The sequence below is a fragment of the Mycobacterium sp. SA01 genome (assembly GCF_041287105.1).
Taxonomy (GTDB): Bacteria; Actinomycetota; Actinomycetes; order Mycobacteriales; family Mycobacteriaceae; genus Mycobacterium.
In genome coordinates this window covers 354,667-371,071 of record NZ_JBGGNO010000019.1, presented here as the reverse complement: position 1 = coordinate 371,071, position 16,405 = coordinate 354,667, and the positions used below count along the sequence as shown (strand labels likewise).

The 16,405-nt window shown below is 66.9% G+C and carries 10 protein-coding genes; 1 reads left to right on the top strand and 9 read right to left on the bottom strand.

Annotation, left to right across the window (positions count from 1 at the left end; translation table 11 throughout):
- Positions 1-9: 9 nt before the first annotated feature.
- The 7 genes from AB4879_RS17755 to AB4879_RS17725 form a co-directional block, all read right to left on the bottom strand.
- Entirely contained in the window at positions 10-282 is a 273-nt protein-coding gene (locus AB4879_RS17755; RefSeq protein WP_370508631.1) for a hypothetical protein, read from the bottom strand.
- Between the two features lie 634 nt (positions 283-916).
- Entirely contained in the window at positions 917-1,234 is a 318-nt protein-coding gene (locus AB4879_RS17750; protein ID WP_370508630.1) for a hypothetical protein, read from the bottom strand.
- Between the two features lie 199 nt (positions 1,235-1,433).
- On the bottom strand, positions 1,434-1,925 hold the full coding sequence (locus AB4879_RS17745; protein ID WP_370508629.1) for a hypothetical protein: 492 nt from the start codon (positions 1,923-1,925) through the stop codon (positions 1,434-1,436).
- 411 nt (positions 1,926-2,336) lie between these two features.
- Positions 2,337-3,098 carry a hypothetical protein gene (locus AB4879_RS17740; protein ID WP_370508628.1) on the bottom strand — a complete coding sequence of 254 codons (762 nt, stop codon included), beginning with the start codon at positions 3,096-3,098 and terminating at the stop codon, positions 2,337-2,339.
- A gap of 281 nt (positions 3,099-3,379) precedes the next feature.
- Complete coding sequence (locus AB4879_RS17735; RefSeq protein ID WP_370508627.1) at positions 3,380-3,574, bottom strand: hypothetical protein; 195 nt, start codon at positions 3,572-3,574, stop codon at positions 3,380-3,382.
- Positions 3,571-3,801: a hypothetical protein gene (locus AB4879_RS17730; protein WP_370508626.1), complete on the bottom strand. Its 231-nt coding sequence runs from the start codon at positions 3,799-3,801 to the stop codon at positions 3,571-3,573. The genes AB4879_RS17735 and AB4879_RS17730 overlap by 4 nt, the downstream gene beginning before the upstream one ends.
- A 724-nt stretch (positions 3,802-4,525) precedes the next feature.
- On the bottom strand, positions 4,526-9,037 hold the full coding sequence (locus AB4879_RS17725; RefSeq protein WP_370508837.1) for an ATP-dependent helicase: 4,512 nt from the start codon (positions 9,035-9,037) through the stop codon (positions 4,526-4,528).
- A gap of 165 nt (positions 9,038-9,202) precedes the next feature.
- Between AB4879_RS17725 and AB4879_RS17720 the strand changes: the two genes are divergently transcribed.
- Positions 9,203-12,367: an adenylate/guanylate cyclase domain-containing protein gene (locus tag AB4879_RS17720; protein ID WP_370508625.1), complete on the top strand. Its 3,165-nt coding sequence runs from the start codon at positions 9,203-9,205 to the stop codon at positions 12,365-12,367.
- On the opposite strand, the gene AB4879_RS17715 is transcribed toward AB4879_RS17720, so the two are convergent.
- A complete protein-coding gene (locus AB4879_RS17715; RefSeq protein ID WP_370508624.1) occupies positions 12,364-13,647 on the bottom strand; it encodes an acyltransferase domain-containing protein in 1,284 nt (427 codons plus the stop codon). The genes AB4879_RS17720 and AB4879_RS17715 overlap by 4 nt on opposite strands.
- Before the next feature lie 145 nt (positions 13,648-13,792).
- Positions 13,793-16,396 (bottom strand): AAA family ATPase, encoded by a 2,604-nt coding sequence (locus tag AB4879_RS17710; RefSeq protein WP_370508623.1) that lies wholly within the window; start codon positions 16,394-16,396, stop codon positions 13,793-13,795.
- Between the last annotated feature and the right edge of the window lie 9 nt (positions 16,397-16,405).

Below are 16,405 nucleotides of genomic sequence, written 5' to 3'. Positions count from 1 at the left end.
GGTTCCAGCCTAGAAGGGCGGCGGATGGGCGGCGGCTCTCGCCTCGTTGAGTCCGCGTTCCCAGCGGATCCGATCGGCCCGATCCTGGGCGCGGGTCCGGCGGCGGGCCGGCATCATCACACCGCGTCCGGGCTGAGTTTGCGTCGGAGCCTGGGTCAGCTTCAGCTCTGCAGTCTGCGGGAAGAGCTGCGGAAAGAACAGCGCGCCGCCAGGTTTCGTGATGTAGGTACGCCCGACGGTGAGGTCCAGATGACCGTGCCGTCCGCAAATTTCGGGCAACACGCCTAAGACGACTGCCGTGTAGGAAATTCCCCAGTCGAATCAAACGCCGTCGCTGCTTTCTTGGCATCACCAAGTAGCCGGTACCAAGCGAGACGCCGCGCGCGCTTCATCGAGCGCAAATCTGCCCACATCGCCCCGAGCGGACGCTCTGCTGGCCCCGACCAAACCCATAACTCGTACCCAGACGGCTTGCCGGTCTGGAAGATGACATACGAGGCGCGGTCACTGTAGAGGTCGCCGTCACCAGCTATCCATGCTGCAGGCACCTTCTTCCAATTCAAGGTCATAACAACCTCCCTCGTCTCATGCGGTTCCGTTCCCTAGTCGCCGACCTTGTGCCACGTCTCGCACCCGGAGGTCGAGAACAGCACGTCCGTCGAGCGGATCTGCACCCGCCTCTTCTCGCCGATACCAGTCCGGGTACCAGCGAGCAGGTGCGCTCATGGCACTCAATGGTCCGCGTTCGTTCGGCGGAATCCGCCGGAGATGACAGAGCGGCGGTGGTGCTACGCACCGGAGATGGATCGGCCTCACCATTCGACCAGAGCTGCCTGAGGGTGGAGTTATAGGGACGATAACCCACTCGCATATCCGTCATCTGGGTGACGGCCCTCTACGGCTTCGCACGTTTGGGCTAACGTCTACCTTTCTTGGCCGGAGCTTTCTTGGCCGGAGCCTTCTTCGCCGGAGCCGCTTTCTTGGCCCGAGCGGCCTTCTTGGCCGGAGCCGCTTTCTTGGCCGGAGCGGCCTTCTTGGCCGGAGCCGCTTTCTTGGCCGGAGCGGCCTTCTTGGCCGGAGCGGCCTTCTTGGCCGGAGCCGCTTTCTTGGCCGGAGCCGCTTTCTTGGCCGGAGCCGCTTTCTTGGCCGGAGCGGCCTTCTTGGCCGGAGCCGCTTTCTTGGCCGGAGCGGCCTTCTTGGCGGGACGTTTCCTGTTGTCCCAGGGGTCAGTCATGGCCTACCCCGAAACTCAAAATCAATGTGTCAGCCATCGGCCTTAACGGTCCTTTCCGTCGCGGTCCCGGTCTTCGCGGGATTCTGGTCTCGGTTCGTCGCGACGTTCCTGTTGCGCAGCTTCATCTTTCGATCGATGTTCGACGTCATCCTTGACGTTATCGTCGAAGTTATCCCAATGGTCTGTCATATCTCGCGTCCTACCTCACGATGAAAAGCCATACCAACAAGGCGACTTCGACAACGAGCAGAAATATCGCAGCACGGAACGCCTTCTGCCTTCGGTCGAGTTTGGGCTGATTTTCTGTGCTGCCCTTGATCATTGCATCGGTGACAAAAATGCGGATCGCTTCTTCGGTCTCGCTGGCCCGATACTTCTTCATGATGATGGACGCGGAGGGCACGAAGTGCCATCCCTTCGCTGGCCAACTCACGTAGAACACACACGCACCTAGCAGGATCACGATTATTAGCAGCGCAGAGCCCGCACAGGAAGAGAGCACCGGCCCCTTGCTTGGGTCGGAGTTGATCAACCCGACGCCCGCTGAAAAGGAAGTGAAGAGCGCGGCAGTCGCAAGCAACGTATTTGCCCGCGTTCGCACGTTGCTGAGGGTGGTGTCCTGCATCGCCAGCTTTTTCTGGGCAGCGTCGTATGCGAGCTCAAGTCGCTTATCGGAGGCCTGGTCAGGCACAGGCGATATCCCTTTCCGCGCTTCCGCGAATTGCATTACGAATGGAGAGTACGCCCTGGTAGTCCGGCTTCGTCGGAGTTCGTCGCGCGAATCGAATGGACGCGCACTGCGGGGCACAGCGCGAATACGCCGACCCGGAATCGGGACATTCGGCCCCTATAGGTCCCCGTCATGCCATCGATGGGCACCGTTCATGCTGGCCTCACGCGCAATCCGGGTGGTGCCGCAACGCAAAGCGCGCGCCCGGACATGCTGTGGTCCGCCACGCCCGCACTAGGGCGGACCCCAGCTACGCCGACCTGTGATCCACCTTGGGGGTCCCAAGAATGGTGGATCTGACGGCAGGTAAAAAAGCAGTCCGTGCCGTGGGCTTGGGAGGGGAAGGGGGAGGGTTCCCCTGTGGCACGGTCGTTAGCTCGGCTCACTGCCGAGCTCGCTCGGTTGTGTGGCTGTTTGGCTTCCAACGTTATTGCTGTCGAGTTCGCTTAGGATCGCCCGCTCAAAATTGATCTGTGCAGACACGATTGTCTCGATGAGGTCGAAATACGCCTTCTTGGCCTGTTCGAGCTGTGCTTCATGGGCTTGTATCAGCGCCCTCACACCCTCGATCTCATTCTGATCCGCTTGCTCCGATATGCGGCGATTGAGGGTCTTGGCTGCGATGCGTTTGGCATTCAGCATTGCGCTGTAAGCGTGTGGTTCTCCGGATACCCCGGCGCGTGTAACTACCTGTGCGAGTTCGCGACAGGCTTTCGCCGCATCATCTGCATCGATCATGCGCAGCGCGGGACTGTTCGCCTCGATATCTGCACCCCAACTACGGACGGGTTCGAGCGCCTTGAGCCACTTCTTCTGAAAAAGATCATCGGTCGGATCGTCCTCCTCCGTGGTGGCCGTGTTGAGATGATCCAGTGTCCTGATGGCAATCCGTACCGTCTCTGTCCCGATCTGCCTCAGATTGTCCCGCCGCCACTGACGGAAGTCCCTGTCGCGCGACTCTCTCATCTCGTCTTTGCTCCGCTGATCCGCAGCGGATATCGCCATACGGTTGGTGCGATTGCTTTTGACAACGCCGGCAAAGGCGACGGCCGCGACGATGAACGCTGTAAGAACCGGTAGCCAAAGCTGCCACCACGCCGTATGGTTCAGGAGCTCGACTTGAATGTGGTTCATATCAGGTAGTCCGCCGCGTTGTAGTCGGTGTTCGGGTCACTCCAGCGGGCCACTAGTGCAATCGTCATGCGCGGTCCCTGGTCTGAGTAAACCCTCCGAGCGCATGCTCCCATGGATATCCTGGCAATTGGCTGTGAATTTGGGGATGAGGGTGGCAGCTCGGAAAAAACGGCCACCAAAGATCAGCGGCTGCCTTCGTTATCGGGTTACGGAGACGACTACATCCTCGCTAGTTCAACAATGCGGCATCAGCAGTCCGGTGTTCTGTGCGATGTCCTCTGCTAACTGCCGCCGCCCGCGACTGTAAATCTGCCAAGCCGCTCGGATCGGGTCACCACATACCCGAGACGCCAGATGCCCCGAATGGCAACACAATCCGAGGCGAAATACACGGACTCGTCGGTGGACACCTCGACCTGGCCGACGGCGCTGACGATGGCGGTGCGGTCGACCACCACACCGCTGTGCGGCGTCATTTTTCGGGGCAGACCGTGACAGGCACGCCCAGCAGCATCGGGGTGGCGTCGTTGGTGCCCGCACCCAGCAGTGTTGCGTTGTAGTCGATTCCGATCGTCAGCTTCCGCAGCGACGCCCACGCGAACGGATCCAGCACAATGCCGGATGGCCGGGAGCGGCTGGCCTCCAGGTGGGCGAGCAGGTCGACGAGGCCGTCGAGGGAGCCGTCGATTTCGCCGCCGTCCACGACGCTCGCCGTGTTGAGCAGGCCGATGCTGGGGGCGTTGCCGGGGTTGGGGGTCCGGTGCCGCCAGGAACAGCTGGTCGGCTTGTGATGGTGAGCGCCCGCGACACCGACGCCGACAGCTGCTCCGGTGTTCCGGCCTGCAGGAACTGTTCCCGCGACAGCTTGATCAACTGACTGATTTTCGCTGTGTAGCAGACCCTTTCGTCCAAATCGGGTTCGGCGTCGTCGAGGGCCTCGCCTTCGGCGGTGACCTGGGCGTCGTCGTCGGCGATGACGGCGACCCGGACGACGTGCGCATCACCTTCAACCGCTGCGCCCTGGCTGGCGGCGGTGAGCACGACGGCGTCGGGCAACACATCGGCGGGCGCGAACTCGTAAACGCCGGGTGACCATGCGCTGTCCGACGTGGACGTGGTTGTGGTGAAAGACATTTTGGTGGCTTCCTACTGGGGGCGGCATGCAGCGCTCCAGGCGCAGCCGTCTCCCCGCCGGGGAAGGGCCGACGCGGCACCACCGCGCACGGCCGATCCCCTGATCCCACTACCGGCGGTCGCGGGGTTTGAACGCGTCCGCGAAGCTGCCACTGTTGTCGCGCGCTCCCGTGGAGATCGAGGCGGCCGCAGCCCCCCAACATCCCGGTCTGCACCTGAACTCGAGATCGGCACTCGCTGCCGGCGCCGTCCACAGTGCAGCGACAACCGGTGAGCTACCGATCCCAACAACCTCAGCGCAAGCGCAGCCCGCGGGGTGTGCGGGAGAACCCGGCGTCCACCAGTGCGTCGGCGGTGGCTTTCCGGTCGGCGTGTGCACCGGCTTCCAAAACGGGTACACCGTCCAGCTTTTCGACCAGCACACCGCTGATGCGGCCACTGCTGACGAGTTCGGCCAGCGTTCCCGCCGCGGCGCGCTGCGCTTCATCGTCGGTGCTGAAGTTCAGCAGCGATCGTCCGCCGCGCTCGAGGAACCACACCAGCGCGCCGTCCACCAGAATGACCAGTGCGCCGGCTTTGCGCCCCGGCCGATGGCTGGCGTCGGCGTCCGGGCGGGCCGGCCACGGCAGTGCCGCGCCATACGGGTTGGCCGGATCGGCGGCCGCCAGCACGACCGCGCGATAGTCGGGCCGCTCCGGATCCACGCCGTCGAGATAGGTCCGCAGCCGGTCGACCGTCGACGCGACCGCGAACTGCGCTCCGCCGAGCGACTCGACGAAATAGCCGCGCTGGCATCGCCCGGCTTCCTCGAAACCGGTCAGCACCTTGTACATCGTGGCGAACCCGCCTGGCACCCCCTCGGCAGCTGCCGCGCCCTTGGTCAGCACACCGTGGCGGCTCAGCAACAGCTCGGCTGAGAAGTGCGCGCGCACAGTTGAATCCGGCTCGCGAGCCGGCACCGCCGACCACCGACCGGCGACCGTCGAATCCACCGGGCGGGCTTGGGCGTGCGCCACCGAGTAGCGGCTCAATCGCGGCGCGCGGCGCTGTCGGTGTGCCGGTGCGGCGGGACGACGCGTACCGGGCCTACGGCCGCCCGCCAGCATGGCGCGCACCGGCGCGAACGTGTCCCCGGTGACCCAGCCGGCCCAGATCAGATCCCACAGAGCGGCTTTGGCGGTTTCCTCCGAACCGCCGACCAGCTGCCGGAAGAAGAACGCGCCGCGCGCCTCGCCGGGCTCGCCCAGGACCTCGAGGATCGCGCGGTGCGCGTCGGTGAAGTCGATCTCGGCGGGAGTCGCGAGCGTCAGCGGTGCGGTATCCGCGTGGTGGAACGTGATCCAGCCGTCGCTGCCCGAGATCGATCCGGCCCCTGACCAGGTGACCTCACCGGAGGCCAGCAGCTCGTCGAGCATCGCCGGCTGGTAGTCGCGCACCCGCGGGCCGAACACCAGCGGTTCGACCGCCGATGCGGGGATCGGCACCCCGGCCAGCTGGTCGATGACGCTCGCCAGGCCGTCCACTCCCGACGTGGCCGAGCTGCCGACCTGCTGCCACGCGGGCAGGAAGCGGGCATAGGCCGCCGTGCTGACCGGTTCGACCTGCGCCCGGAGCGCCGCCAGTGAGCGGCGCCGCAGAATGCGCAGCACCTCGGCGTCACACCACTGGTCAGCGTCTGGCGCGGCAACGAACTCGCCACGAACCAGCTTGCCGTCCACCGACATCCGGCCCAGCATGTCGGCGGCGACTCGCAGTCCGAGGCCGAACCGGGCCGCGGCCTCGGCGGTGGTGAACGGGCCGCGGGTGCGGGCGAAGCGGCCCATCAACTCCCCGAGTGGGTCGGGCACCGCCTCGGTGAAACTTGTCGGCACTCCGACGGGCACGGCGACGCCGACCGCGTCGCGCAGGCGGCCGATGTCCTCGATGCCTGCCCACCAGGACTGCCCGGCGTACGACAGCGGCAGCGCGCGCCTGGCGGCGTGGAGTCCGTCCAGCCACGCGCCGACATCGCTGGCGGTGCAGCGCTCGGCGACCTCTGCCTCGGTCAGCGGGCCGAGCAGGCGCAGCAGGTCCGCTACTCCTTCGGCGTCCCGGGCCTTGCGGTCCTCGGAAAGATGTTGCAGCTGACGGGATGTCGCGGCAATGACGTCGGGGTCGAGCAGCTCCCGGAGTTCGACGCGGCCGAGCAACTCAGCTAGGAGGGTGCTGTCCAGCGACAGAGCGGCCGCGCGGCGCTCGGCCAGCGGGCTGTCGCCCTCGTACATGAACGCGCCGACGTAGCCGAACATCAGTGACGCCGCGAACGGTGACGGCATCGGAGTCTCGACTTCCACGAGTCGCACCCGGCGCTGGGCGATGCGGCTCATCAGGTCGGTCAGCGTCGGAACGTCATAGACGTCCTGCAGGCATTCGCGCACCGCCTCCAGCACGATCGGGAAGTCGGGGTATTTGCGTGCCACATCGAGCAATTGGGCCGCCCGCTGTCGCTGGTGCCACAGCGGCGAACGCTTACCGGGATGGCGTCGGGGTAGCAGCAGCGCCCGCGCTGCACACTCCCGGAACCGCGACGCGAACAGCGCGGAACCGCCCACCTCGGTGGTGACCAGGGGCTCGATTTCGTCAGGGGCGAAGACGAACAGGTCGGCGCCGGGTGGGGCGTCCTCGGTGTCCGGCAACCGCACCACGATGCCGTCGTCGGAGGCGGTGGGTTTCTCGTCGATGCCGTACCGCTCCAGCAGCCGGCGGCTGACCGCCAGCGCCAGCGGACCGTGCACCTTCAGGCCGTAGGGGGAGTGCAGCACCACCCGCCAGTCGCCGAGCTCGTCGCGGAAGCGCTCGACCAAAAGGGTGGTGTCGCTGGGTACGGTGGCGGTGGCGTTACGCTGATCGTCGAGCAGCTGCCACAGGTTGTCGGTGGCATAATCGGCGAAACCCAATTCATTGCATCGCTTTTCGAAATCGACACGGCCCATCCCGGCCAGCTCGCCGGTGAATTTGCCGATCGCCTGGCCGAGTTCGGCGGGTCGGCCCGCGTCGTCGCCGCGCCAGAACGGCAACCGCGCCGGTTGGCCCGGTGCCGGGATGACCAGCACCCGGTCGTGGGTGATCTCGGTGATCCGCCAGCTGGTCGCGCCCAGCGAGATGACATCGCCGGGGCGCGACTCGTACACCATCTCTTCATCGAGTTCACCGACCCGCGAGGGCTTTTCGGAATCAGAGGCCAGATACACGGTGAACATTCCGCGGTCGGGGATGGCGCCCCCGGAGGTGACCGCGAGCCGTTGGGCGCCGGGACGAGCGGTCAGTGTGCCGTTGTCGCGGTCGTAGATCAGTCGCGGTCGCAGCTCGGCGAAATCCGTCGAGGGATACTTGCCCGACAGCAGATCCAGGGTTGCCTCGAAAGCGCTGCGCGGCAACGTGGCAAACGGTGCACTGCGCCGGACGACGTCGAACCACTCGTCGGCACTGACCGGCTCCAGGGCGCATGCGGCCACGGTGTGCTGGGCCAGTACGTCGAGCGGATTGGTGGGTACCCGCATGGTTTCGATCTGGCCGGCGAGCATGCGCTGCACGCTGACCGCGCAGCCGATCAGGTCGGTCCGGTGCTTGGGGAACAGCACACCGCGGGAGATCTCACCGACCTGGTGTCCGGCCCGCCCGACGCGCTGCAATCCGCTGGCCACTGACGGTGGGGCTTCCACCTGGATCACCAGATCGACTGCACCCATGTCGATTCCGAGTTCCAGGCTCGACGTCGCCACAACGGACTTGAGTCGTCCGCTCTTGAGATCGTCCTCGACCGCGGCGCGCTGCTCCTTGGATACCGAGCCGTGGTGTGCGCGGGCCAGCAGCGGCTCTGCCCCGTAGGTCTGGCCGCTGCCCATGATGTGCGCCGGTGGTCCGCCGGGCACCTGGCGGTTGGGCGGCGCATCCAGTTCGACTCCGGAGCGTTCGGCATGAATCTCGTTGATCCGTGCGGTGAGCCGCTCGGCGAGACGGCGGGAGTTGGCGAACACGATGGTCGAGTTGTGGCCCTCGATGAGGTCGACGATGCGCGCCTCGACATCGGGCCAGATGGTGTTGTTCTCCAGGTTGGCCATGTCGGGCACCGGCACCTGCACGGTCAACTCGAACGTCTTGGCGGCCGGCGGCGCGACGATGGTCGTCGGCCTGGCACCGGACAGGAACCGGGCCACTTCCTCCGGCGGACTGACCGTCGCCGAGAGCCCGATACGCTGGGCCGGTTTCTCCAGCAGCGCATCAAGGCGCTCCAGGGACACCGCCAGGTGCGCGCCGCGCTTGGTGGCGGCCACCGCGTGCACCTCGTCGATGATCACCGTCTCGATACCGGTCAGCGTCTCCCGAGCCGCCGAAGTCAGCATCAGGAACAGCGATTCCGGGGTGGTGATCAAGATGTCGGGAGGCTTGGTGATGAGCTCGCGTCGGCGGGCGGGCGTGGTGTCGCCGGAGCGGACGCCGACGCTGATCTGCGGGGCGGGCACACCGTCGCGTTCGGCGATCCGGGTGATACCAGTCAGCGGGGTGCGCAGGTTGCGTTCGACGTCGACGGCCAGGGCTTTGAGCGGGGAGACATACAGCACCCGGGTGCCGTCCCGGACCGGCGCCTGGGCCAGCTGGTCGATCGCCCACAGAAACGCCGCCAGCGTCTTACCGGACCCGGTCGGGGCGATGACCAGGGTGTTGTCCCCGTCGGCGATCGCTGACCAGGCCCGCGCCTGCGCTGCGGTCGGCTCGGCGAACGTGCCCGTGAACCAGCGCCGCGTCAGCGGGCTGAACCGGCTCATCGGATCGGGGGAACTCACGAGTCCAGGGTGCCAGGGGGTACCGACAGATCGAAGGGGCGGACGCGGCCCGCAATTGACGGATATGTCGATCATCGAACGTTTGCGCGCCATACTGGTGGCCGGAGGGGCAGCCATCGGGGGAGGCTGCGGCGTTCGGGGGGTGCAGTGACGTCGGCTATCGCAGCATGTCGGTCGTGTGGGGCCGAGCCATCGCACGGGGCCCGGTTTTGCAGTTCGTGTGGTGAGCGCCTGACTCCGGCCGCGGACCATGCCGAATACAAGCAGGTGACCGTGTTGTTCGCCGATGTCGCGCGGTCGATGGACATTGCGGCGGCGCTCGATCTGGAGCGGTTGCGTGAGGTCATGACCGACCTGGTGGAGCGATCCGCCGCGGTGGCGCGCCGGTACGGCGGGTCGGTGGAGTACAACGGCGACGGGATCATGGCACTGTTCGGCGCGCCGGCAGCGCTGGAAGATCACGCCTTCCGCGCGTGTCTGGCAGGCCTCGACATCCAGGACGAGATGGCCCGGCTCGCGGCGACGGTGAAGCACCATGACGGCCTCGACATCGACGTCCGGGTTGGGCTGAACTCCGGGCGCGTGATCGCAGGTGAGATGGGTTCCGGAGCGCTCGGCTACCGCGCCACCGGTAAGACCGTGGGGATGGCACAGCGGATGGAGTCGGCGGCGCCGTCGGGGGCGGTGATGCTGTCGGAGTCGACGGCGCGGCTGGTCGAAAACGTTGCGACGCTCGCCGATCCGGAATGGGTGCACATCAAGGGCGCCGACGATCCGGTTCGTGCGTACCGATTGGTGAATGTGCTTCTTGGTGATCGACCGGTGGATCGTGCGGAGGCGAGTCTGGTGGGCCGGCGGTGGGAGATGGCCGTCCTGGACGCCATTGCCGAGCGCGCTGTCGACGGGCGCGGCGGGGTGGTCCGGCTGGTGGGACCGCCGGGGATCGGTAAGTCCCGGGTTGCCCGGGAGACCGCGGCGATGGCGGCTGACCGCGGCATGGAGGTGATGTGGACGTTGTGCGGGTCGCACGCTGCCGACATGCCGTTCTATGCCGTGAGTCGGCTGTTGCGCGCGGTCACCGGCGTGGTCGGGCTGGACCCCGACACTGCCCGGCACAGGTTGCGCAGCCTGATCCCCGGAGCCGATCCGCAGGATCTGCTGCTGCTCGACGACCTACTTGGGGTGGCTGACGCCGATGTGCCGTTGCCGCGAATCGATCCGGATGCACGGCGACGGCGGCTGACCGCACTGGTCAACACCGTGTCGTTGGCACGGGTTGCGCCCGCGCTCGTGATCGTCGAAGACGCCCACTGGATGGATGCGGTCAGCGGGTCGATGCTGACCGGATTCCTCGCCGTGGTGCCCCAAACACCTGCCATGGTGCTCATTACCTTCCGCCCCGAATACACCGGTCCGCTTGCGGGAATGGCATCGGCACAGACGGTTTCGCTGGGTCCGCTGGGCCACTCGGACACCGCGACCCTGTTGACCGAATTGCTTGGCGCAGACCCGTCGGTGCGGGACCTGGTCGGGGTGATCGCGGATCGTGCGGCAGGCAACCCGTTCTTCGCCGAGGAGATGGTCCGTGAGCTGGCGCAGCGCGGTGTGCTGACGGGTTCCCACGGACACTTCACCTGCCGGGCGGATGTCACCGACCTGAGCGTTCCGGTGACGGTGCAGGCCGCCATCAGCGCGCGGATCGACCGGCTCGGCGAACCCGCGAAGCGAACCCTGCACGCCGCCGCGGTGATCGGCGCGCACTTCGGCGCCGAGTTGCTGGCCACGCTCGACGTGGACACGACGATGGATGAGCTGCTTCGCGTCGAACTGGTCGATCAAGTCCGGTTCACACCCACCGCGGAGTACGCGTTCCGTCATCCGCTGATCCAGGCGGTCGCCTACGAATCTCAGCTGAAATCCGACCGCACCCTGTGGCATCGGCGGCTTGCAGCCGCAATCGAGCAACTCGCCCCCGACCTTGCCGACGAGAATGCGGTGCTTGTCGCCGAACATCTCTACGCGGCGGGTGATCTTCAGGCCGCCTACGCCTGGCACATGCGGGCCGGTACCTGGTCGGCGAGCCGCGACATTCGTGCGGCCCGGTTGAACTGGGAGAGGGCACGCCAGATCGCCGACGAACTGCCCGATGCTGGCGCCGGCAGATTATCGATGCGGATCGCTCCGCGGACAATGCTGTGCGCCAGCGATTTTCATGCCAGCGCCATCACCGAGAGCCGCGGCCGATTCGACGAACTCCGGGAGCTGTGCGGCGCGGCCGGTGACAGCGTGTCTCTCGCCATCGGCATGACCGGGCAGGTCACCGAGTATCTCTACGCCAATCGGGCCCCCGAAGCGGCGGTGCTGGCAACCGAGCAGATGGACCTGCTGGACTCCATCGGTGATCCGAACTTGACTGTCGGGCTGTCGTTTTCCGCGTTCGCCACCTGGTTCAACCAGGCTGATTTCGCCAACATCTCACGGTGGACGCAGCGAGTCATCGACCTGGCCGCGGGTGATCCGAGTGTGGGTGCCGGATTCGGTTTCGCCTCCCCGCTCTCGGCCGCGATGGCATTCCGCGGAATAGCCCGATGGTGGCACGGGCAGCCGGGGTGGCGCGAAGACTTGACCGACGCGATGTCGATGGCGAAGGCGGCCGACCCGGCGACGCAGGGATTTCTCTTGGCTTGGACGTACAGCCTCGAGATCGGCTACGGAGTCCTGCAGGCTGACGACTCCGCGGTCGAGGCAAGTCAGCGCGCGGTCGAGACCGCCCAGCGGGTCGGAAACGACAACGCAGTGACATTGGCGGAGTACGGCTTAGGGCTGGCTCTGATGTACCGGCACAGTGAATCCGAACGGCGTCGCGGGCTCGAACTGATGGACAAGGCACTCGCCATGCTGCGGGTCCGGGTGCCGTCGTTGGTGCCGGTCACCCAGATGTTCGCCGCGCGCCAACGGGCGAAATTCGGCGATCGCGATACGGCGATACCGGTGATACGTGATGCGCTGGCGACCTTGCGCGAGCAACGCAGTCTCGGCTGGATCGTCGCCGGAGTCGCGATCCTGGTCGAGGCGCTCGCAGAGCGGCGCGCCGACGGCGACCTCGCCGAAGCCCACGATGCGCTTGCCGGCCTGGACGACCTGTATTTCGACCACGGATCGGCGATCGTCGACATCACGAGGCTGCGCTTGCGCGCGTTGCTGGCCAGGGCCCGTGACGAGGACGACCAGTATCGGCAGTTGGCGAGCGACTATCGCGCGATGGCGGAGTCACTCGGCTTCGAGGGGCACATGGCCTGGGCGAGCACCTAACCCCTTTGGCGGTGCCCGAAGGCGTCCAGCACGCTTGTCCAGTTCGGCGATGTGCCGCGAACGTGGCTCTGCGCCAACGACATCAAGAAGCGTCGCACGCTGCCGTCGTCACTCCGCAGGGTGCCCACCACCGTGACGTCGTCACCGCAGTCATCCAACGATTCCTCGATGTCAGCGGACAATATCTGTTGCGGGCTGCATTCGATGAAGGTGCGGTAACCCCGCCCGTATGCCCAACGCACGGCATCTTCGAACAACACCGGTTGGCGCAGATTGGCAAACCAGTAGTCACCGTCGAGTACCGACGCATCGGCAGCGGCTCCGGTGACTGTCGAGATGACGGTGACCGGGGTGGGTCCGGGCCGCACGTCGGCGAGCTGCTGGCGCAGGCTTTCGCGCAGCTCGTCCATGTGCACGGAGTGGGAGGCGTAGGGCAGGGGGATTCGCTTGACCGGCGGGTGTTCACACTCGCAGCGGGTAAGCAGGTCGGCGATGGCGACCGCACTTCCCGCGACGACCGTGGAGGACGGGCTGTTGCGCTCGGCGATCGCGATGGAACCGTCACACGCATCGATCAACTCACAGACGTGGTCGACGGGCTCGGGGATGGACACCGCGATGCCTGATCCCACGACGCCGGTGATGGCCTCACACTGTGCGCACAAGACCCGGGCGGCGTCGCGCAGACAGAGCGCGCCTGCCACATAGGCCGCCGCGACCTCGCCTTGTGAATGTCCCACGACGGCATCGGGTTCGACGCCCAGCGCACGCCACTGCGCGGCCAGGGACACCATCACCGCGAACAGTATCGGCTGCGCGACGTCGTGGCGGTCCACGCCCGGTGAGCCGGGTTCACCACGCAGCGTCCTGATCAGTGACCAGTCGAGGAACTCGGCGAACGCGTCGTCACACTGCCGCATCTCATCGGCGAAGGCTCCTGCAGCGTCGAGCAATTCACTCGCCATCCCCACCCACAGCGACCCCTGCCCGGGAAACACGAATGCCGTTCGGCTCGCGCCGGTCGCTCTGCCGGTGATGACACCCGGGGACGGCGTGCCGGACGCGATCGCCCGCAACCCGGCCAGCAGTTCGCCGCGGCCCGCACCGACGATCACCGCGCGGTGCCGAAAGGACGCGCGGTCATTGCCCAACGCGTGGGCGACGTCGGCCGGGTCGGTGTCCGGTTGGTCCTCGAGCACCCGCTGCAGGGTTGCCGCTGTGCCGGCCAATGCCGACGCCGACTTCGCGGACAACGGCCACGGCGTGATGCCGGCAGTCATGGCGTTCCCCTCTCCCGACGGACGAAACGACTCCGGCCTGTCCCCGCCGCAGGCCGGAGTCATTCGTCCGGCAGTGTTCAGCCGGTAGGACGATCATCGACCGGGTACCTGCGCCGCGCTGCAGTAGTTCACTACTGCAATCAGCTCACCGCAGCAGGGCTGCCAGCTCGTCCCGGGTCTTGGTGCCGGTCTTGGCCATCGCCCGGTGGACGTGGCTTTCGACGGTGCGCACCGACAGGCAGAGACGATCGGCGATCGCGCGGTTCGACAATTGCTGCCCGACGAGCATGACGATCTCCCGCTCGCGTCCGGTGAACGGCAGCCGTTGGGACGCCTGTCGGACAGCCGGGGTGACCAATCCACCGCACCGTTGCGCCAGCGCCGCGACCCGAGTCGAACAACTCAGTGCGGACCCGCGCTGCTCCTGACGGCGGTGGATCACCGCGGCGTGTGCTGCGGAGTCGGCTGCCGCGATCCGATCACCCAGGTCCTCGAACACCTCTGAAACCGCCGTGAGCTCGTGGGCATCACCGTCGTGCAACGCCGCGGCGAAGCGGGCCGCCGCAGCGGCCCGGGGACCTTCGACGATCGTCGCCAGCTCGGTCAACCGGGCCGTGCAGGTACGGTCGCCGAACTGGGTGACCGTCTGCCAGCACAGCGCCTCCGCCCCGAACTGACCTTTCGCGCAGGCTCTCTCGGCGGCGGCGGAGGCCATCGCGATTGCCTCGCTGACGGCACCCTGGTTCGCGGCCACCCAGGCGCGGGCCAGGCTCACCTCGTAGTCCAGTGATCGGAACGGGCGTCGGATGGTGTCGAGGGTGGCGAGCAGCGCGGCCGCCTCGACGACGTCGCCGTGCAGGGCGAGTGCGGTCACGCGCACGACGCTGTAGCGGTAGCCCCAGCCCATCCCGTGGCCGGCGGCCGACAAACCCAGCGCGGCCTGTCCCAGCAGTCGGCACGCCATGTCGACGTCGCCGGCGCCCAGTGCGGCCCGTCCGGCGACCGCCGCTCCGAGTAGCTGAGCTTCTCCCGGCAGATCGGCGGCTTGCCTGCCGACGCCGTCGGCGACCTCGCCGGCATCGGCGACCCGCCCGGCAAGCAGGAGCGCGGTGAGATGGGCGTCCGCGATGTTGAAGCGCATCTGCGGTGCATCGAATCGGCGCGTCGCGGCCTGATACCCCGACTCGGCGTGGGCCTCGGCTTCGGTGACCTTGCCGGCCTCGCCCGACACCACCGTCAACGCCCACGCGATCTCGGCGCCGACGACCGGCGGCAGATCACCGAGGACGAGCGGGTGCGCGGCGTCTCGCGCGGACCGTGGGTCATCGGTGGCGAACCGGTGCACGACGCGGAACGCATCGAGGTAGGTGCGCGCCTCCGCAGACTCGACGCCGGACTCCCGGTCCACGATCTCGATCGCGCGCGGCGGATCGCCGAGCACCCACAACATGTTGCTGGCTCGGTGGAACGCGAGCCGGGCCCGATCGATGTCGGTCAGATCGCCGGCAGCCATCGCTGTCAACACGGCGTCGGCTTCGGCGCCGCGCGACAGCCACGAAAGTGCGTGCGCGCGGACGAAGTTGGGTTCGTGTCCCGCACCGGCGGCGACCGCTGCCGCGGCCAGCCGATCGGCGAGTGACAGGTCGGCCAGCCAGACCGCACCGTGGGCGGCGCGCACCAGAAGGTCCGGGTCGGGTGCGAGATCGGATTCGATGCTCAAAGTGGCTCGCTTCACCACCACCCGGATATCGTCGGCGTCGTTCGAGCGGGCCAGTCCGGCAGCGACCAGTCCGCGCAATCGCCGCAACCGGGTGACGGATGCCCGGCGGCGACGCACTTCGCCATAGATCGGATGGGCAACTCGCGCTTGGACACCGCTTCCGGTCGCCTCCAACGAGATCAGGCCGCGGGTTTCGGCCTCCTCGATCGCCGCGGGATCGGCGATGCGCGCCAGGACGGGTAACTCCATCGGCTCGGCGACGGCCAGGAGGTCGATCACATCGCCGACCGCGCCGGGCAATGTGCCGATCCGGGATTCGATCAAGCCGACCAGGTCGGGCGGCAGGACGAGATCGCCGGCCCACACCCATGTGTCACGATGCTGCACGAGTCGCCCGTCGGCGACCTCCTGCTCGACGATGTTGCGCAAGTAGAGCGGATTGCCGTGCGTGAGCTGCCAAATCCGTTGTGCGCACCAGTGTTCCACGGGTCCCTTCAGGGTCGCCGCGAGCAGGGCGGTGGTGTCGTCGAGTGACAACGGCGCAACCGCAATCCGGTCGAATCGACCGGCCACCGAAATCTCCTGCAGTGCGGCCGGAACGGTCTCGTCATCACGAATGGTCAGGATGACCTTCGCGGCGCGGCGCTGAACCAGCTGATGCAGGACGAAGATCGACAGGTCATCGAGCAGCTGCGCGTCATCCACCGCGACGACCACATCTGCGGACGACGTTGTGGCAACCAATGACTCGATCACACCCCGGACCAGCTGAACGGTTTCAGACGCGCCACGCCGCGTCCACGCGGCGAACGCACCCAGCGGAATGGACCGGGCCGAGGATGCGCCCACCACCCACCGACCCTGGAAACCCTGCGCCTCAGCGGCGCTCAGCGCCTCGCGGGCGATCCTGCTTTTTCCGACCCCGGCCGCGCCGGACACGACAACGCCCGCCACCCCCGGCGCCGCGATCGCTGACTCGATGGATCGCATCTGCCCGGTGCGGCCAATCAGCGGCCACGACAAGCGCACGCACCAAAG